Raw genomic sequence first — 17,097 nt, forward strand, 5'->3', positions numbered from 1 at the left:
GGTGTCACGCACCGGGAACCCAACGGCCTCCCGCCCCGCTCCAACAAAAGCACACTTCAAACACACAGGAACCCACGAAGCGACGGGCTCGCGAAACCTGGGCGCTCATGCCTTCGGCGGGTCGCCGAACGGGTCCGACTTGCGGTAGCGGTACGAGCCCTCGCCGATGGCGATCAGGTTGCCGGCCTCGTCGTGCACCTCGCACGAGGCGAAGAAGATGTTGCGGCCGCCGCCCTTCTTGACCGCGGTCGCCCGCACCGTGCCCTCGCGGACCTGGCCCATGAAGTTGGTCGTCAGGGTCAGGGTCAGCGCCTTGCGCCGCGGCTCGCCCTCCGGCACCCATACCCCGGCATAGCCGAGCACCGCGTCGATCAGCGTAGCGATCACCCCGCCGTGCAGGGCGTTCGAGCGGTTCAGGTGCTGCGGCTGGATCGGCAGCTCCATGACCGCGTGGCTCTCGCTCCACTCCACCAGCTTCATGCCGAGCACGGCGTTGAAGCCGACGGTGTCTTCGAGTTCGGAGAGGTTCTGGGCGGGTGCGGCGGTGTCGTTCATGGGTCTCGGGGGCGGTGGAACGGAAGGGCGCCGATCCTATCGCTGCACTGCAATAGACGCCACCCCCATCGCCCGGGAAGAACGATCAGAACCGGGCCCAGGCCGGCGGGCTGGCGATCACCGTCGCCTCGCCGGCCATCAGCGGCAGGCCGGCCTTGAACGCCTCGTCCAGCCGGTTCAGCCGGATCATGGCGAGGCCGGTGGCGTGCCCGTCGCCGTTCGGCACCACCGAGCGCACCTCGCCGGCTTCCTGGCCGTCCAGGGTGATCGGCGTTCCGGACGCCGGCAGCGGCCCGTCGATGGCGATCGGCATCAGCCGGCGCTTCACCAGGCCGCGGTACTTGGTGCGGGCGGTCAGCTCCTGGCCCATGTAGCAGCCCTTGTCGAAGTCGACCCCGCCGAGCTCCTCGAAGCCGGCCTCCAGCAGCACCGTCTTCTCGACCGCCATGTCGCGGCTGCCGTCGGGCAGGCCGAGTGCCACCCGCCGCCGCTCGTAGGCCTCGATGCCGATCGGCTGCAGCCCGGCGGCGGTCAGCGCCCCCTCGTCGGCGCTGGCCGGCAGCAGGATGCGGGCGCCGGCCTCGGCGTGGCGCGGGTCGACATAGGCGATGCCGCCGGCGAACGGCCGGGCGGATCCGCGCTCCGCCGGCAGGTCGAGGGCGGTCAGGACGTCGTCGCCGATCGCCACGGCGGTGCGATAGCCGCTCTGGCTGAGTTCGACCTTGGAGCGAAGCTTGTACATGCGCAGGCGGCGGAAGAAATCGCCGACCCGGTCGCCCTCGGTGTCGAGCACCAGCGCGTCGCCGTCGGCGACCATGAAGAAGTCGAACAGGAACTTGCCCTGGGCGGTCAGAAACGCGCCGTAGCCGGCCCGCCCGGCGGTCACCTTGGTGACGTCGTTGGACACCAGTCCCTGCAGGAACTCGACCCGGTCGGGGCCGTCGACCCGCAGGAAACCGCGATTCTCAAGAAGGTGATACCAGCCCTTGGCCATGCCTGCTCCCCGCCACGATCCCGTTCAGGTATGTCGCATGTCCGGAACTGGCAAGGGCGCTCGCGCCGATGCCGGCTTGCCCCTATAAGGCTCGGCATGCAGGCGCTGTTCATCTCGTCGACGCGGCTCGGCGACGCGATCCTGACCTCCGGCGCGCTCGCCTGGGTGCTGCGGCGCGCGCCCGACGTCCGGGTGACGGTGGCGTGCGGCCCGGTGGCGGCCGCGCTGTTCGAGGCGGTCCCAGGTGTCGAGCGCGTGATCCCGATGCGCAAGGGGCCGTGGCAGGCGCAGTGGCGGATGCTGTGGCACGAGACGGTCGGGACGCGCTGGGACCTGGTGGTCGACCTGCGCGGCTCGATGTTCGCCTGGGCGGTGCGGGCCGGCGAGCGGCGGGTGTTCCGCACACCGTGGGGCGGCGGACACCGGGTCGATCAGATCCGCACCGGCCTGCGGCTCGACGGCGATACCGAGCCGCGGCTGTGGATTTCCGAGGCCGACAGCCGGCGGGCCGCCCGGATCCTGGGCGACGGCCGCGACCCGGTGCTGGCGGTGGCGCCGACCGCGAACTGGCCGCCGAAGGCCTGGCCGGGCGAGCGTTTCGTCGAGGCGATCGCGGCGCTGACCGGCCCCGGCGGCGCGCTGCCGGGCGCCCGGGTGCTGGTGGCCGGCGGGCCGGGTGAGCGCGGACTGGCCGCACCGGTGCTGGAGGCGGTGCCGGCTGGGCGCCGGATCGACCTGGTGGGCACCGAGCCGCTGATGACCCTGGCCGCCTGCCTCGGGCGCTGCCGGCTGGCGATCGCCAACGACAGCGGGTTGATGCACCTGGCCGCCGCCGCCGGCGCCCCGACCCTCGGTCTGTTCGGCCCGAGCGACGCCAGTCACTACGCGCCGCGCGGCCCGCTGGCCGAATGGGTGCGGGCCGACGAGCCGGCGGCGGACCTGTTGTCGCGCTCGGGGCAGGTCGACGACGCGCCGGGCGCCCTGATGACCGGCCTGCCGGTCGCACGCGTAGTGGACGCGGCCGAGGGGCTGCTGGCGCGGACCGACTGACAGCGGATCAACGGGGTCCACGTCGCTACGACGCGGAGCGGGACGGTCTCCGCGCTTCTCATCCCAGCAGGCGAGGAGGCGCCTTGGACGCCCGTCGAGCAGTTCCGGCACACCACTACTTCGGCGCCCGTGCTGTCGCGCTTGACGGGGTTGTCCACTGCCGAAGGCCTCAATCCTGGTCCCAGCCGCCGTCCCGGTCCAGCGGCCGATAGTCCCGCGCGGGTCCGCCGGTGTCGGAGGTCATGGTGAAGCAGTTGCCGCCCAGGATCATGCAGACCCGGTCGTCGTCATCGACCAGAGGCAGTTCGATCGCATCGAGGACCAGCCACTCCTGCTGGTTCCAGGCGAGCCGGGAGTGGCGTCGGAACGGCCGGATCTCGGTGGACAGCCGTTCATAGGTCGCGAACATCGCCGGTGCCTCGTCGCCGTACAGGGTCTCGTCGACGAACCGGCCGGTCGCATCGCGGCCGAACCCTTCCGCCACCGCGGTTCCGACCAGCCGATAGCGGAAGCGCAGCGGGTCGTGGAGGACGTCGACCAGGGTCAGGATCGGCAGCAGGTCCGGAATGTCGAGCGGCGGGTCGATGTCGGCGCGGCGCGGCGCCGGCCGGTCTCCGCGCCTGGCGGACCAGTAGCTGAGGAGGCGCGCCAAGCGGCCGTCGAACAGGGCCGACATGTTCTCACCTTCGCGCATCCGGCGGAGCGGCATGCACCGCCGGGTGGCTTCAGGGTACGACGGTTTGCGCCAGCGGTCAGCTTGTGGCGTACGACCGGTCGGCCGGCAGCGAGGCCAGCACCGCCGCCGCCACCGCCTCGATTTCGATCTCGGCCATCCGGTCGACCCGGTAGACGGCCCCGCCGGCCGGCTCCAGCGCCACGAGGTTCGGGTACTGGGTAAGCGGCGGCGAGCCGCCGAACAGGCCGACCGTGGCGACGCCGGTCGCGGCCGAGAGGTTCAGGAGCCCGGTGTCGTTGCCCGCCATCGCGTCGCAGGTCCGGGACAGTGCCGCGGCCTCGCCGAGCGGCAGGCCGATCGCCGGGACGATCGCGGCGCCGCCCGAGGAGCGGATAACCTCGACCATCGCCGTCTCGGCCGGGCCGCCGATGGCGAACACCGTCCCGCCGGTCTCCGCGGTCAGCCGGGCGGCCAGCGCCGCGAACCGGTCGGCCCCCCATTGCTTGAACGGCTCGCTGGAACCGATGCCGAGGCCGATCCACGGCCGCGGGCGGTCGCCGAAGCGCTCCGCGATGTTCCGCATCGCCGCGTCGGACGGCCGGTAGCGCGGCGTCGCCTCGACCGCGAGCCCGTGCAGCGCCAGCAGCCGGCTGGCCTTCTCGACCGTCGGCAGATGCCGGTCGGCGCGCGGCAGGATCCGCCGGTCGCTCAGGAACCGGCGCTGCCGTCCGGTGCCGAAGCCGATCCGCTCCGGCACCCGGGCGAGCCGGGCGGCCAGCGCATAGCGCGGCGAGTCGTGGAGGATCCAGACCGTCTCGAACCGGTGGCCGCGGAGGTCGGCGGCCAGCCGCCAGGCGCCGAGCGGGCCGTCGTGGCGCCCGGCCGGCTCGCCGCTCTGCGCGCGCTCCAGCCACAGGACGCCGTGCACGAAGCCCGAGCCGTCGAACAACTCGTCGGCCCGCGACCGCCGTTTGGTCAGCACGGTGACGCGGCCCCCGGGGCAGGCCCTGGCGATCGCCTCGATGTGTGGCAGGTGCCACACCATGTCGCCGATCCCGGGCAGCGGTTGGATGACGAGGGTACCGGCCACCCGGGGCTCTCCGTCGCTTGAACCGGCCCCCTCCCTACACCACAATCCGGCCCCCGTCATGAGCCGGCCGAGGAGTGACCCCGTGAGCGACGCCCGCTTCCGCCTGTACATGGCGCTCAGCCTCGACGGCATGATCGCCGACGCCGACGGCGGGGTCGAATGGCTCAACCGCTGGGAAGACGTCGACTACGGGACCGCCGACTTCATGACCGAGGTCGACACCCTGATCATGGGGCGCACGACCTACGACCAGATCGCCGGTTTCGGCGTCGACTGGCCCTATGCCGGCAAGCGCACCGTGGTGCTGACCTCGCGGCCGCTCGGCGCGGCGCCGGACGGGGTCGAGGGCACGTCCGACCTGGCCGGCCTGATCGCCGAGCTGCGCGAGGACGGCGCCCGGGTGTGGATCGTCGGGGGGGCGGCGACCGCCGGCGCCTGCATCGCGCTCGGCGCGATCGACACGGTCGAGCTGTTCCTGATGCCGGTGCTGCTGGGCGAGGGCGTGCCGCTGTTCGCCGGCGACGGGCCGGAGGTTCCGCTGGCGCTGCGCGAGACCCGGGCGTGGCCGAACGGGGCGGTCGGCCTGATCTACGACGTGGCTTGAGTCGGCTGAATTTTGGTTGCCTGGGCAACCTCCCAATTGCGCCCGGCGCCTGCTGGGGTAGGCTCTCCCGAAACGCCGGAACAGGCGCCTTCGGGAGGAAACAATGGCTGTCGCTGCTCAGGCCGGCTCCGCCGCCGGCCGTCCGTTCGAGGTTCGTCCGCTGCATCCCGTGCTCGGCGCGGAGATCGTCGGGATCACCCTGGAGGACGCCGTCGGCGAGGCGATGTTCGAGCGGATCTACGAGGTGTTCCTCGAGCACAAGCTGATCCTGTTCCGCGACGTCGACCTGCCGCCGGCCACCCAGGTGGCGTTCGCCCGCCGGTTCGGCGAGGTCCAGGTCCACGTCATGAACCAGTACCACGGCTATCCCGACCACCCGGAGATCTACCGGCTGACCAACCTGGATGCCGACGGCAACCCGAACGGCCGGCACCCGGACAAGGGCACGCTGTACTGGCACACCGACGGCTCGTGGCGGCCGACGACGGGCCACGCCACCATGATGTATTCCGAGATCGTGCCGGACGAGGGCGGCGAAACCCACTTCGCCGACATGTATGCCGCCTACGAGGCGCTGAGCCCGGAATGGAAGGCCCGGATCGAGGGCCTGAAGGCGATCCACAACCTCGACTTCTCGCGCACCCGCCGGCACGGCCACGAGCCGATGACCGAAAAGCAGAAGGCCGAGGTGCCGCCGGTCGCCCACCCGATCGTCCGGACCCACCCGGAGACCGGCCGCAAGTGCCTGTTCCTGGGCGACCACGCGGAGTCGATCGAGGGCATGGACTACGACGAGGGCCGGGCGCTGATCGAGGAGCTGAACGCGCTGGCTACGCCGGACGCGCTGGTCTACCGGCACCGCTGGAGCCCGCGCCAGTGCGCGGTCTGGGACAACCGCTGCCTGCTGCACCGGGCGACCGAATACGATCCGGCGGTCGCGCGGCGGGTAATGCGGCGCTGCACGGTGCTGGGCGACCGGCCGTACTGAGGCGCCAAGCTATACTGAGGTGGCAGCGATGACCGACATCCACGGCATCTACCCGATGCTGTACGCGCTGTTCGGGGCCGATGGCGGGCTCGACCCCGGCGCCCACGTGGCCCAGGTCGAGGCCTGCATCGCCGCCGGCGTGCACGGCCTGGCGGTCGGCGGGCTGGCCAGCGAGTGCAACAAGCTGACGGTCGAGGAGCGGCACGCGCTGGCGGACTGGACGCTGCAGGCGGCGGCCGGGCGGGTGCCGGTCAGCGTCACCGTGTCTGACAACACCACCGGCGGCCAGATCGCGACGGTCCGGCGGGCGGCCGATTCCGGGGCCGCCTGGGCGGTGCTGCAGCCGCCGCCGGTGAAGTCGGCCAGCGAGGCGGCGCTGATCGAGTTCTTCGGCACGGTCGCCGATGCGGCACCGATCCCGGTCGGCATCCAGAACGCGCCGGAATACATCGGCATCGGCCTGTCGAACGCCGGGCTGATCGAGCTGAACCGCCGCCACCCCAACGTGAGGGTGCTGAAGGCCGAGGGGCCGGTGATGACCATCGCCCGCCTCGCCGAGGAGGCCGGCGGCGCGCTGACGCTGTTCAACGGCCGCAACGGCATCGAGCTGCTGGACAGCCTGCGCAACGGCTGCGCCGGGATGATCCCGGGGGTCGAGACCTGCGACGTGCAGAGCCGGATCTACGACCTGCACCGGGCCGGCGAGGCCGGCGAGGCCGACGCCGCGTTCCGCGAGATCCTGCCGCTGCTGCACTTCCTGATGAGCACGGTCGACCACCTGCTGTGCTACGGCAAGCGGCTGGCGGCCCGGCGGATCGGGCTCGACGCGGTGCACGACCGCGGTCCGGCCACCGCGCCGCACCCGGCCGGCATGCGCACGCTCGAACACTGGTCCAGAGGTCTGGGGAGGCTCGGTTCATGACGACGTATGTTCTGGTTCACGGCGCTTGGCACGGCGGGTGGTGCTGGGTGCGGGTCGCCGAGCGGCTGCGCGCCGCCGGCCACACCGTATTCAGCCCGACCCTGACCGGGCTGTCCGACCGCTCGCACCTGCTGGCGCCCAACATCAGCCTGCAGACCCACATCAAGGACGTCGCCAACCTGATTTCCTGGGAGGAACTGACCGACGTGGTGCTGGTCGGCCACTCCTATGGCGGCATGGTGATCACCGGGGCCGCCGACCGCGTCGCCGACCGCATCAGGACGCTGGTGTTCGTCGACGCCTTCACGCCCAGGCACGGCCAGGCGGCGTTCGACCTGCGGGCGCCGGAGGCGAACGCGCTGACCCTGCAGAAGGCGAAGGCCGGCGGCGGCTGGCGGATCGCCCCCACCCCGGCCGAGGCGTTCATGGTCAACCTGGCCGACCGGGCCTGGGTCGACGCCAAGTGCACCGACCTGCCGATCGGCTGCTTCAGCGAGAAGCTGCACCTGTCCGGTGCCGTCGACCGGATCGCCGACCGGGTGTACGTCCGGGCCGGCGCCTACCCGAACCCGACCTTCGACAAGGCCCTGGCCGACGCCCGGGCGGATTCGCGGTTCCGGGCCCATGTGGTAGACTGCGGCCACGACATCATGGTCGACGAGCCGGCCGAACTGGCCCGCATCCTGCTCGAGAGCGCCTAGGCCGCCCCACGTCCGGCATCGTAGGCCCGGCGGGGAACGTTCACGCAGTTCGGTCGTTGGCTCGATAGCCGCCGCCGGGGATCACCGGCGGTCGTGGCGGACACCGACCGTTTCACCGAACTGCGGGAACCGATCCGGAACATGCCGACATCCGAGTCTCCGAACACCGCGCCGGGCCCCGACCTGGAGCGCGCCGCCTGGCGCGTTGCCCGCGCCGGGCGAGCCAGGCTCCTGGTCGACGCGTCCAACTACTACGGTGCCCTGCGGGAGGCGCTGAAGCGTGCCCGCCGCCGCATCCTGATCGTCGGCTGGGACATCGACAGCCGGACCCCGCTGGCCGCCGATCCGAGCGATACCGGCGACGACCTGCCGCTCGAGCTCGGGCCGTTCCTGGCGGCGCTGGCGGAGCGCCGGCCGGGTATCGAGATCCGCCTGCTGCTCTGGGACTACGCGATGCTGTACGCGCTGGAGCGCGAGCCGCTGCCGCGGGTGCAGCTCGACTGGACCTCACCGCCGCAGATCGCCCTGTGCCTGGACGGCAGCCTGCCGGTCGCGGCCTCGCACCACCAGAAGCTGGCGATCGTCGACGACGCGATGGCGTTCTGCGGCGGGCTCGACCTGACGATCCGCCGCTGGGACACCCCGGCCCACGATCCGGACGACGACCGCCGGGTCGACCCGAAGGGGCAGTCCTATCCGCCGTTCCACGACGCCCAGATGGTGGTCGACGGCGAAGCCGCCGCAGCGCTGGCCGAGATCGCCCGTGAGCGCTGGGCGGCTGCCGGCAACGCCCCGCTTGAGCCGGCCCCTGCCGACGGCGACCCCTGGCCGGCCGACCTCACCCCGGACCTGCGCGAGGTCGGCGTCGCGATCGCCCGGACCCGGCCGCGCTACGGCGGCGCCGCGGAGGTGCGCGAGGGCGAGGCCACGCTGCGGGCGGCGATCGCCGAGGCCGAGCGCCTGGTCTACATCGAGAACCAGTACCTGACCGCCGATGCGCTGGGCGACGCGCTGATCGAGCGCATGCTGGCGCGGCCGGCGCTGGAGGTCCTCGCCGTGGTGCCGGGCGACCATGACGGCTGGCTGGAGAAGGCGGCCATGCAGGCCGGCCGGGTCCGGTTGATGGCCCGGTTCCGGGCCGCCGGGCTGGGCGACCGGGTCCGGCTGGTGACTCCGGTGGTCGACGGCGAGGCCGGGCCGGTCGGGGTCATGGTGCATGCCAAGATCGTGGTGGTCGACGACCGCAGCCTGCGGATCGGGTCGTCCAACCTCAACAACCGCTCGATGGGACTGGACACCGAGTGCGACGTCGTCGTGCTCGGGCGCGACGACGACAGCCGACGATCGATCCGGCGGCTCCGCGACTCCCTGATCGCCGAGCACACCGGTCGCAGCGTCGACGAGGTCGCGGAGGCACTGGACGGCTCGGGGTCGGTGCTCGCGGCGTTCGAGCGGCTCTCCGGCGCCGGCCGCCGCGGATTGCGGCCGGTGGCGGACGATCCGACGCTGGGCGAGGCGGTGCCGGAGCCGGTGGCGGCACTGGCCGACCCGGACCGCCCGATACCGGAGCTGATATCGCTGGAGGCCCTGCGGCCGCCGCGGTCGGCACGGCGTTGGCTGAAGCGATGGCCGGTGGCGGCGGTGGCGCTGGTCGCCTTCGTCCTGGTCCTGGCCTGGCGGTACTCGCCGCTCGGCGAGTGGGCCGAGGTCGAGCACCTGGCGGCACCGATGCGCGCCGTCGCCGCGTCGGGCTGGGCGCCGCTGGCGATCCTTGGGATCTATCTGGCGGCCGGGTTGACGATGTTCCCGATCACCGTGCTGATCGGCGTCACCGCGATGGTGTTCGGACCCTGGGAGGGCGTGCTGTACTCCGGCGTCGGGTCGATCGCCGGTGCGCTGGTCGGCTATGCGCTGGGACGGTTCATGGGTGACCGGGCGCCCGTGCCGTGGCGGTCGCGGGACGGGCGGCTGGCCCGGCTGATCCGCACGTTCGCCGACAACGGCGTGATCGGAATGGCCAGCCTGCGGATGCTGCCTGTCGCACCGTTCACCCTGATCAACCTGGCCGCCGGCGTCGTTCGGATCAGGTTCGTGGATTTTGCGCTGGGCTCGACGCTCGGGCTGGCGCCGGGGATCGTCGCGTTCAACCTGATGGGCGTGCAGTTCGCGGCGGTGCTCACCGAGGGGCGGCCGGAGGACGTCGGACTGCTGGTCGGCCTGCTGTTGGCCTGGGTGCTGGTTTCCGTTCTGCTGCAGCGCGTGATCAACCGGCGGCTCGGCACGCCCGGCGGCCGGGCAGGGTGATCGGCATCCGCATCGTCAGCTGGAACATCCACGGCTTCCTCGGCCAGGACGGGCGCTTCGACCCGGACCGGACGGCCGGTATCCTCGCCGACCTGAAGCCGGACATCGCCGCGATCCAGGAGGTCATCGGCGTCGAACGCGGCGTCGACGGCTTCGCCCTGCTGCGCGAGGCGATGGGCGGGTCGGACATGGTCGCCGCGAACGTCAACCGCCGGATCGCCGGGATCTACGGTCAGGTCCTGCTGAGCCGCTACCCGGTCCGTTGGGGGCGCAAGGTCGACATCTCGGTACCCGGGCGCGAGCCGCGGCGGGCGATCGACGCGCTGGTCGACACGCCGGGCACGCCGACCCGGGTGATCGCGACCCATCTCGGCCTCGCCGGTGGCGAACGGCGGTTCCAGATCGGCGAACTGTGCGGCCTGGTGGAGGCGCGGCCGGACGTCGACACCGTGCTGCTGGGCGACATCAACGAGTGGCGCGGCCGCGGTTTCGCGGAACGTCGGCTGTCGGCGCTGCTGGGCCCGGGCACCCGGCATCGGACCTTTCCGGCCGCCCGCCCGCTGTTTGCGCTCGACCGGATCTGGGCGCGGGCGCACGGCCGGGTGTCCGAGAGCCGGGCGGTGCGCGAGGCCGGCCTCGCCTCGGATCACCTGCCGCTGGTCATGGACCTCGGGCCGCTGCCGGCCGGTCACGTCGATGCGGCATCGAGCGCCCGGTCGAGCCAGGGCTCCAGGTCGTCCGATCCGGCGTTGACCCCGGCCGGCAGGGTGTAGAAGGCCAGCCGCGACGGCCGGTCGGCGCTCATCCGGAACGGCGAGCAGCCGGCCGCCTCGAACAGCGGCCGGGTCTCGCCGTCGACCTTCAGGTACAGCACGCCGCGGAACACGATCGCCACGAACCGGTCGTCGCACCACACGCCGTGGCCGCCGAACATCGGCCTGGAGCGGACCGGCCCGCGGGTCTCGAACCGCCCGAGCACGGCCCGCGCGTCGGGCGGGATCGGCGGGGTCTTCGGCGCGCGGGCCATGTCCCGGGCCTACAGCGCCCTGGCGGCGGCCAGCACCTCGTCGACGTGCCCCTTCACCTTGACCTTGCGCCAGATACCGCGGATCACGCCGGCGCCGTCGATCAGGAAGGTCGAGCGTTCGATGCCCATCGACTTCTTGCCGTACATCGACTTCTCGACCCACACCCCGTAGGCCTCGGTCACGGCGCCGGTCTCGTCGGCGCCGAGGGTGAACGGCAGTTCGTACTTGGCCTTGAACTTGTCGTGCTTGGCGACGGTGTTGCGGCTGACCCCGACGATGGCGGCGTCGACCGCCGAGAAGTCCGGCATGGCGTCGCGGAAGCCGCAGGCCTCGGTGGTGCAGCCCGGGGTGTCGTCGCGCGGGTAGAAGTACAGCACCACCGGCCGGCCCTTCAGCGCCGCCAGCGACACCTCTCCGCCGCCGTCGGTGGGCATGGTGAAGGCGGGGGCCTTGTCGCCGATCTGCAGGCTCATCGATCTCTCTCCGGTGGGAACTGTGGAAATGCCATCGTTACGTTCCGCCCCGCGCGCCGGATGTCAATCACGCGCGACGCGCTTCACCGTGACTGGAAGCGAGCGTGGCGGAGGCGTATCTTCGTCGGCATTGCTGCCGAAATCGGCAGACAGCGGTTCCGAGGAAGCCATGACCGTCACCGATCGCCGCGGCCTGAAGCTGTCGAACGCCACCCCGGCCTGCGCTGAGGCGCTGGACGCGGCCCTGGACGACGCGCTCGCCTTCCGGGGCGACCCGATCGCGCGGATCGACGCCGTGCTGGCCGGGCATCCCGACTTCGTCATGGGCCATGTGTTCCGGGCCGGGCTGCTGACCCAGGCGATGGAGACCCGGATCTACCGGACGATGGTCGACAGCCTGGAGAAGGCCGAGGCGCTTTGGGACCGGGCCAACGACCGCGAACGGGCGCATATCCGGGCCGTGCGCGCCTGGATCGAGGGCGATTTCCACGGTGCCGTGCAGCGCTGGGAGGCCGGGCTGGTCGACCATCCGCACGACCTGCTGGCGATGGCGCTGATCCACCTGACCGACGTGCTGCTGGGCGACGTCGCCGGCCAGCGCGACTGCGTGGCCCGGGCGTTCCCGCTGTGGGACGAGTCGATCCCCGGCTACGAGTTCGTGCTCGGCTTCTATTCCTTCGGCCTGGAGGAGAACAACGCCTACAGCAGGGCCGAGGAGGCCGGCCGCCAGGCGCTGGCGCTGCGGCCGGACCATCCCTACGCGATCCACGCCGTCGCCCACGTCATGGAGATGCAGGGCCGCCAGCTCGGCGGCGTGCATTTCATGAACCAGCGCCGCGACGTCTGGGCCGAGAGCCACTTCCGCAATCACCTGTGGTGGCACCTGTCGCTGTTCCACCTCGACCTCGGCCGGACCGACGAGGTGCTGTCGATCTACGACAACCACCTGCGCGGCAGCGGGGTCGCCGGTGAGAGGTACGAGGAACTCGACTCCGCCGCCCTGCTGTGGCGCCTCAACCTGGTCGGGGTCGACGTCGGCCGACGCTGGGCCGATCTCGCCGACAAGTGGGAGCCGAGCGCCGCCGACACGCTCTACGCCTTCAACGACGTCCACGCGATGATGGCGTTCGTCGGCGACAACCGGACCGAGGCGCAGGGCCGGCTGCTGACCGCCAACGAGCGCTACCTGGAGCATGCCGGCGACGCCAACGCCGCCATGAGCCGCGAGATCGGCCTGCCGTTCTGCCGGGCCCTGCAGGCGTTCGCCGCCGGCGACTACCGGGCCTGCGTCGACCGGCTGCTGCCGGTCCGCTACATGACCCACCGTCTCGGCGGCAGCCACGCCCAGCGCGACATCATCGCCTGGACCCTGCTGGAGGCGGCGCTGCGGGCCGGTGACGGCAACCTCGCCCTGGCGCTGGCCAACGAGCGCTGCCAGCTCAAGCCGTCGAGCCCGCAGAACTGGCGGCTGGTGGCGCGTGCCCACGTGCTGCGCGGCGACCAGGAGCGGGCCCGCCGCGCCTGGGCCCGGGCGGAGTCGCCGCTGGCGGCGTAGGCGCCCCGGCCGGGGACAGCCGGGAACCTTTCATCGAGACCTGCATCCAACGGGGACAGGCGCCGTCACGGTCGGCGGCGCTGAACCTCAACCAGGAAACAGGTCATGAAACGAATGCTATCCCTCGGCGCCGCAGTCTTCCTCGGTGGCACGACCGCGGCCTGCGCCGGCGCACTGGACAAGTCGGTGGCGACGTCGCCGCCGGCCGCGCCCTACCAGCAGGTCAGCAAGCTGGTGCCCCTGCCGGACTTCATCCCGGGCCTGGGCCAACTGTTCGTCGATCCTGCCACGCTGCCGGCCGGGCCGTTCCTTGCCTACGACCGGGACCGGAAGCTGGTGAGCACGATCTACATGATCCCGGTCGCGGATCTGGCCCCCGACAAGCGGTTCGACAACCTGAAGGCCGCGGGCGGCCCGGTCGACCATGTCGACGTCTACTACAACGCGGGTCACCCGGGCGTGGCGGTGCCGCATGCCCACGTCGTTCTCTGGCACGTGCCGGAGAGCGGCGAGGCGAGGGTCGCGAAGTGACGGTGACCCGGCGCCGGATGCTCGGGCTGGGCGGCGGGCTCGCCGCCGCCCTGGCGCTTCGCGACCCGGCCGAGGCCGAAGCCGGCGACGTGGTCGAGGTCACGATGGCCGGCACCGGCGACGGCTCACGGGTCTGGTTCGATCCCATCGGCATCCGGATCCGGCCCGGCCAGGTGATCCGCTGGATCAACCGCGATCCCGGCAACGCCCACACCTCGACGGCGTACCATCCGTCGGCCTTTGACCGGCCCCGGCGCGTCCCCGAGGGCGCCGCGGGCTGGAACTCGGGCTACCTTCTGCCCGGCGAGGCGTACGAGGTGATGCTGAGTGTGCCGGGCGTCTACGACTACTACTGCATCCCGCACGAGCACGCGGGAATGGTCGGCCGGATCGTCGTCGGGGCGGCCGATCCGGCCGGCCGCCCCGGCGGCGGATTGCCGGAAGCGGCGCTCCGGGCCTTTCCGTCGGTCGGGGAGATCATGGCCAGAGGAATCGTCCGGCGCGGCTGAAACGGGAGGCGATGTCATGCGGGCAAGCGCGTCTGCACCGGTCGGCGACACGGTGACCGACGGGCGGCTGGTCGCCCTCGCCCGGCGGGGCAGCGAGCGGGCGGTGCGGGTGCTGGTTCGGCGCTACAACCAGCTTCTCTTCCGGGTCGCGCGCGGCGTCGTGGCCGACGATGCCGAGGCCGAGGACGTGGTGCAGGCGGCCTATGTGCAGGCCTTCACCCGACTCGACGGCTATCGCGGCGAAGCCGCGTTCTCGACATGGCTGACCCGGATTGCCCTCAACGAGGCCTATGGTCGGCTGCGCCGGCGGCGGCCGACGGTCGAGTTTTCGGAGACGGTGGCCGACGGTATCGAGCAAGGACGGCTGCTGGCGTTCCCGACGGCTCGATCCCCGGCCGACCCGGAGAACGAGGCGGGACGGGAGCAGGTGCGGCAGGTCCTGGAGCGGGCGATCGAGGCGATCCCGGAGCCGTTCCGTCTGGTGTTCATCCTGCGCGACGTCCAGGGCTTCAGCGTCGACGAGACGGCCGAGCTGCTGTCGGTCCGGTCCGCGACCGTGAAGACGCGGCTGTTCCGGGCGCGCAAGCTGGTCCGGGTGGAGGTCGAACGGGTCCTGGCACCGCGGTTCGCCGATGTCTTCCCGTTCGACGGCGCACGCTGTGCCGGCATGGCCGACAGGGTCGTCCGCGACCTGTGCTCCGGCAGCGCCCGCGAGTGATGGTGGCGGAGCCGGAGATCGCCAACTAAGCTCCGGCGGACGGTGACCCGACGGAGGCAAGCATGAGCGCGGGCGAAGGTGACATCCTGCTGACCGTGATGCTGAAGCATCAGAAGGACAAGAACCTCGGCGAGATCAACGCCAAGCTGGACGCCGCCGGGTTCTGGAAGAAGTTCCCGCCCGAGGGCATCGAGGTGGTGTCCTGGTACGTGATGATGGGCATCGGCCAGGTGGTCACCCTGAAGGTGCCGGGGCACCGGCTGCGGGAGGTCAACCTGGCGATCGAGCAGTCGGCCTGGGGCGCCTTCGACACCGAGTTCTACCCGACCTACGACTTCCGCGCGGTCTGGGAGGGCATCAAGGCGAAGCAGGGGTAGGGGCGGTGGGTCCCGGGTCGCGCCTGGCCCGCCCGGGACGAGGGCGGAGGGGCGCGTTTCCCTGCTTTCCTCATCCCGGCCGCGGAGAGCCGGGACCCGGGCATCGCCTATCCCGTTGCCCCCCGCTTCCCCCGGCGTTAAGTGATCCGTCATGACCGACACCCTCACCATTACCCTGGCGCAGCTGAACCCGCGGGTCGGCGACATCGCCGGCAACCTCGACAAGCTGCGCCGGGTGCGCGCCCAGGCCGCCGGCGACGGCGCCGACGTGATCCTGACACCGGAGCTCTACGTCTGCGGCTACCCGCCCGAGGACCTGGTGCTGAAGCCGATGTTCGTGGCCGAGTGCCGGACCGCGATCGAGGAGCTGGCGCGCGAGACCGGCGACGGCGGGCCGGCCGTGCTGCTGGGGGCGCCGTGGCTCGACGGCGGCAAGCTGTACAACGCCATGCTGCTGCTCGACGGCGGCCGGGTGGTCACGGCGCGCTACAAGGTCGACCTGCCGAACTACGGGGTGTTCGACGAGAAGCGGGTGTTCGCCGCCGGCCCGCCGCCGGGCCCGATCGACGTGCGCGGCGTGCGCATCGGCGTGCCGATCTGCGAGGACATCTGGACCCCCGAGGTCGTGGAGTGCGTCGCCGAGACCGGCGGCGAGATCCTGCTGGTCCCGAACGGCTCGCCGTTCGAGCTCGGCAAGTCGGACGTGCGGGTGCAGCTCGGCGTCGCCCGCGTAGTCGAGAGCGGTCTGCCGCTGGTCTACCTCAACCAGATCGGCGGCCAGGACGAGCTGGTGTTCGACGGCGCCTCCTTCGTGCTGAACGCCGACCGCGATCTGGTCCTGCAGATGCCGGCCTGGCAGGAGGCGGTGGTCACCACCCGCTGGACCCGCGGGGCCGACGGCTGGTCGTGCGCGGTCGGCGACCGGGTCAGGCAGCCGGAGGGACCTGAGTCGCTGTACTGCGCGCTGATGACCGGCCTGCGCGACTATGTCGGCAAGAACGGCTTTCCCGGTGTCATCCTGGGCATGTCCGGCGGCATCGACTCCGCGCTCAGCGCCGCGGTCGCGGTCGACGCGCTCGGCGCCGACAAGGTGCGCTGCGTGATGATGCCGTCGCCCTACACCTCCGATCACAGCCTGCAGGATGCGGCGGCGGCGGCGCAGATGCTCGGGGTCGACTACCGGACCATCAACATCGGCCCGGCCATGCAGGCCTTCGACGGCATGCTGGCGGACGCCTTCGCCGGCACGTCGCCGGACATCACCGAGGAGAACATCCAGGCGCGCTCGCGCGGCATTACCCTGATGGCGCTGTCCAACAAGTTCGGCCACATGGTGTTGTCGACCGGCAACAAGTCGGAGATGTCGGTCGGCTACGCCACCCTGTACGGCGACATGTGCGGCGGCTACTCGGTGCTCAAGGACGTCTACAAGATGTCGGTGTTCGAGCTGTCGCGCTGGCGCAACGCCCACAGGCCGGCGACCGGTCTCGGCCCCGACGGCCCGGTGATGCCGGAGCGGATCATCACCAAGCCGCCATCCGCCGAGCTGCGGCCGGACCAGAAGGACGAGGACAGCCTGCCCCCGTATCCGGTGCTGGACGCCATCCTGACCGAGCTGATCGAGAACGAGACCCCGATCGCCGACATCGTCGGCCAGGGCCACGAGCCCGAGACCGTGCTGCGGGTCTGGAAGCTGCTCGACCGCGCCGAGTACAAGCGCCGCCAGGCACCGCCGGGCGTCAAGGTGACCGGCAAGTCGTTCGGCAAGGACCGCCGCTATCCGATCACCAACGCCTTCGTCGGCGTCTACCGCCCATCGATGAAGTCGGCGGCGGAGTAGGGTGCGTTAGAGCGCGTGGCGTCCTGGGTCCCGGCTCTCCACGGCTTCGCCGCTGCGGCCGGGATGAGGGGGGTGCTGTCTCCTGTCCTCATCCCGGACGCGCACCGCGCGATCCGGGACCCATAGCTGGACGGGTGTTTGAGTGGACCGCCGGACCCCGATCTGCTAACCACACACTCGTT

The 17,097-nt window shown here is 71.7% G+C and carries 19 protein-coding genes; 13 read left to right on the forward strand and 6 right to left on the reverse strand.

What is annotated here, in order from left to right:
- Positions 1-105: 105 nt before the first annotated feature.
- On the reverse strand, positions 106-555 hold the full coding sequence (locus IE246_RS24170; RefSeq protein ID WP_189994573.1) for a PaaI family thioesterase: 450 nt from the start codon (positions 553-555) through the stop codon (positions 106-108).
- A gap of 85 nt (positions 556-640) precedes the next feature.
- Positions 641-1,549 (reverse strand): CAF17-like 4Fe-4S cluster assembly/insertion protein YgfZ, encoded by a 909-nt coding sequence (ygfZ, locus tag IE246_RS24175; protein WP_189994575.1) that lies wholly within the window; start codon positions 1,547-1,549, stop codon positions 641-643.
- Between the two features lie 96 nt (positions 1,550-1,645).
- Between ygfZ and IE246_RS24180 the strand changes: the two genes are divergently transcribed.
- Positions 1,646-2,599, forward strand: coding sequence for a glycosyltransferase family 9 protein (locus tag IE246_RS24180; RefSeq protein WP_189994577.1), 954 nt, complete (start codon positions 1,646-1,648; stop codon positions 2,597-2,599).
- Between the two features lie 169 nt (positions 2,600-2,768).
- Here the strand turns inward: IE246_RS24180 and IE246_RS24185 are convergent, their stop codons facing one another.
- Together IE246_RS24185 and IE246_RS24190 are read right to left on the reverse strand one after the other, a co-directional pair.
- The gene (locus tag IE246_RS24185; protein ID WP_189994579.1) at positions 2,769-3,275 is read right to left on the reverse strand and encodes a PAS domain-containing protein; all 507 of its coding nucleotides are present in this window, start codon (positions 3,273-3,275) and stop codon (positions 2,769-2,771) included.
- A gap of 76 nt (positions 3,276-3,351) precedes the next feature.
- Positions 3,352-4,365 carry a glycosyltransferase family 9 protein gene (locus IE246_RS24190; protein ID WP_189994580.1) on the reverse strand — a complete coding sequence of 338 codons (1,014 nt, stop codon included), beginning with the start codon at positions 4,363-4,365 and terminating at the stop codon, positions 3,352-3,354.
- Positions 4,366-4,447: 82 nt separating this feature from the next.
- Here IE246_RS24190 and IE246_RS24195 point away from each other — a divergent pair, with 82 nt between their 5' ends.
- From IE246_RS24195 to IE246_RS24220, 6 genes are all read left to right on the forward strand, one after another.
- On the forward strand, positions 4,448-4,969 hold the full coding sequence (locus IE246_RS24195) for a dihydrofolate reductase family protein (protein ID WP_229837473.1): 522 nt from the start codon (positions 4,448-4,450) through the stop codon (positions 4,967-4,969).
- Between the two features lie 103 nt (positions 4,970-5,072).
- Positions 5,073-5,957, forward strand: coding sequence for a TauD/TfdA dioxygenase family protein (locus tag IE246_RS24200; protein WP_189994584.1), 885 nt, complete (start codon positions 5,073-5,075; stop codon positions 5,955-5,957).
- 28 nt (positions 5,958-5,985) lie between these two features.
- A complete protein-coding gene (locus IE246_RS24205) occupies positions 5,986-6,879 on the forward strand; it encodes a dihydrodipicolinate synthase family protein (protein ID WP_189994586.1) in 894 nt (297 codons plus the stop codon).
- Positions 6,876-7,580, forward strand: coding sequence for an alpha/beta fold hydrolase (locus IE246_RS24210; protein WP_189994588.1), 705 nt, complete (start codon positions 6,876-6,878; stop codon positions 7,578-7,580). The genes IE246_RS24205 and IE246_RS24210 overlap by 4 nt, the downstream gene beginning before the upstream one ends.
- Positions 7,581-7,721: 141 nt before the next feature.
- Positions 7,722-9,884 carry a VTT domain-containing protein gene (locus IE246_RS24215; RefSeq protein ID WP_189994590.1) on the forward strand — a complete coding sequence of 721 codons (2,163 nt, stop codon included), beginning with the start codon at positions 7,722-7,724 and terminating at the stop codon, positions 9,882-9,884.
- Positions 9,881-10,657 carry an endonuclease/exonuclease/phosphatase family protein gene (locus IE246_RS24220; protein WP_189994592.1) on the forward strand — a complete coding sequence of 259 codons (777 nt, stop codon included), beginning with the start codon at positions 9,881-9,883 and terminating at the stop codon, positions 10,655-10,657. The genes IE246_RS24215 and IE246_RS24220 overlap by 4 nt, the downstream gene beginning before the upstream one ends.
- Here IE246_RS24220 and IE246_RS24225 read toward each other — a convergent pair.
- Both IE246_RS24225 and bcp read right to left on the reverse strand, forming a co-directional pair.
- Complete coding sequence (locus tag IE246_RS24225; protein WP_189994594.1) at positions 10,573-10,911, reverse strand: TfoX/Sxy family protein; 339 nt, start codon at positions 10,909-10,911, stop codon at positions 10,573-10,575. The genes IE246_RS24220 and IE246_RS24225 overlap by 85 nt on opposite strands.
- A gap of 9 nt (positions 10,912-10,920) precedes the next feature.
- A complete protein-coding gene (gene bcp / locus IE246_RS24230; RefSeq protein WP_189994596.1) occupies positions 10,921-11,385 on the reverse strand; it encodes a thioredoxin-dependent thiol peroxidase in 465 nt (154 codons plus the stop codon).
- A gap of 169 nt (positions 11,386-11,554) precedes the next feature.
- Between bcp and IE246_RS24235 the strand changes: the two genes are divergently transcribed.
- The 6 genes from IE246_RS24235 to IE246_RS24260 all read left to right on the forward strand — a co-directional run bounded on the left by IE246_RS24235 (position 11,555) and on the right by IE246_RS24260 (position 16,915).
- Positions 11,555-12,940 (forward strand): tetratricopeptide repeat protein, encoded by a 1,386-nt coding sequence (locus tag IE246_RS24235; protein WP_189994598.1) that lies wholly within the window; start codon positions 11,555-11,557, stop codon positions 12,938-12,940.
- A gap of 105 nt (positions 12,941-13,045) precedes the next feature.
- A complete protein-coding gene (locus IE246_RS24240; RefSeq protein WP_189994599.1) occupies positions 13,046-13,471 on the forward strand; it encodes a DUF5602 domain-containing protein in 426 nt (141 codons plus the stop codon).
- Positions 13,468-13,980: a plastocyanin/azurin family copper-binding protein gene (locus IE246_RS24245; RefSeq protein ID WP_229837474.1), complete on the forward strand. Its 513-nt coding sequence runs from the start codon at positions 13,468-13,470 to the stop codon at positions 13,978-13,980. The genes IE246_RS24240 and IE246_RS24245 overlap by 4 nt, the downstream gene beginning before the upstream one ends.
- 16 nt (positions 13,981-13,996) lie before the next feature.
- Positions 13,997-14,698: an RNA polymerase sigma factor gene (locus IE246_RS24250; RefSeq protein WP_189994601.1), complete on the forward strand. Its 702-nt coding sequence runs from the start codon at positions 13,997-13,999 to the stop codon at positions 14,696-14,698.
- Between the two features lie 62 nt (positions 14,699-14,760).
- Entirely contained in the window at positions 14,761-15,075 is a 315-nt protein-coding gene (locus tag IE246_RS24255; protein WP_189994603.1) for a hypothetical protein, read from the forward strand.
- A gap of 151 nt (positions 15,076-15,226) precedes the next feature.
- Positions 15,227-16,915 carry an NAD+ synthase gene (locus IE246_RS24260; protein WP_189994605.1) on the forward strand — a complete coding sequence of 563 codons (1,689 nt, stop codon included), beginning with the start codon at positions 15,227-15,229 and terminating at the stop codon, positions 16,913-16,915.
- The last annotated feature ends 182 nt before the right edge of the window (positions 16,916-17,097 follow it).

This window comes from Thalassobaculum fulvum (assembly GCF_014652915.1).
Classification (GTDB): domain Bacteria; phylum Pseudomonadota; class Alphaproteobacteria; order Thalassobaculales; family Thalassobaculaceae; genus Thalassobaculum_A; species Thalassobaculum_A fulvum.

Excerpts from the sequence above, each read along its gene's own strand:
- IE246_RS24185 (WP_189994579.1), bottom strand. The coding sequence starts at position 3,275 with ATGTCGGCCCTGTTCGACGGCCGCTTGGCGCGCCTCCTCAGCTACTGG.
- bcp (WP_189994596.1), bottom strand. The coding sequence starts at position 11,385 with ATGAGCCTGCAGATCGGCGACAAGGCCCCCGCCTTCACCATGCCCACC.
- IE246_RS24225 (WP_189994594.1), bottom strand. The coding sequence starts at position 10,911 with ATGGCCCGCGCGCCGAAGACCCCGCCGATCCCGCCCGACGCGCGGGCC.
- IE246_RS24240 (WP_189994599.1), top strand. The coding sequence starts at position 13,046 with ATGAAACGAATGCTATCCCTCGGCGCCGCAGTCTTCCTCGGTGGCACG.
- IE246_RS24260 (WP_189994605.1), top strand. The coding sequence starts at position 15,227 with ATGACCGACACCCTCACCATTACCCTGGCGCAGCTGAACCCGCGGGTC.
- IE246_RS24170 (WP_189994573.1), bottom strand. The coding sequence starts at position 555 with ATGAACGACACCGCCGCACCCGCCCAGAACCTCTCCGAACTCGAAGAC.
- IE246_RS24215 (WP_189994590.1), top strand. The coding sequence starts at position 7,722 with ATGCCGACATCCGAGTCTCCGAACACCGCGCCGGGCCCCGACCTGGAG.
- IE246_RS24250 (WP_189994601.1), top strand. The coding sequence starts at position 13,997 with ATGCGGGCAAGCGCGTCTGCACCGGTCGGCGACACGGTGACCGACGGG.
- IE246_RS24255 (WP_189994603.1), top strand. The coding sequence starts at position 14,761 with ATGAGCGCGGGCGAAGGTGACATCCTGCTGACCGTGATGCTGAAGCAT.
- IE246_RS24205 (WP_189994586.1), top strand. The coding sequence starts at position 5,986 with ATGACCGACATCCACGGCATCTACCCGATGCTGTACGCGCTGTTCGGG.
- IE246_RS24180 (WP_189994577.1), top strand. The coding sequence starts at position 1,646 with ATGCAGGCGCTGTTCATCTCGTCGACGCGGCTCGGCGACGCGATCCTG.
- ygfZ (WP_189994575.1), bottom strand. The coding sequence starts at position 1,549 with ATGGCCAAGGGCTGGTATCACCTTCTTGAGAATCGCGGTTTCCTGCGG.
- IE246_RS24235 (WP_189994598.1), top strand. The coding sequence starts at position 11,555 with ATGACCGTCACCGATCGCCGCGGCCTGAAGCTGTCGAACGCCACCCCG.
- IE246_RS24210 (WP_189994588.1), top strand. The coding sequence starts at position 6,876 with ATGACGACGTATGTTCTGGTTCACGGCGCTTGGCACGGCGGGTGGTGC.
- IE246_RS24200 (WP_189994584.1), top strand. The coding sequence starts at position 5,073 with ATGGCTGTCGCTGCTCAGGCCGGCTCCGCCGCCGGCCGTCCGTTCGAG.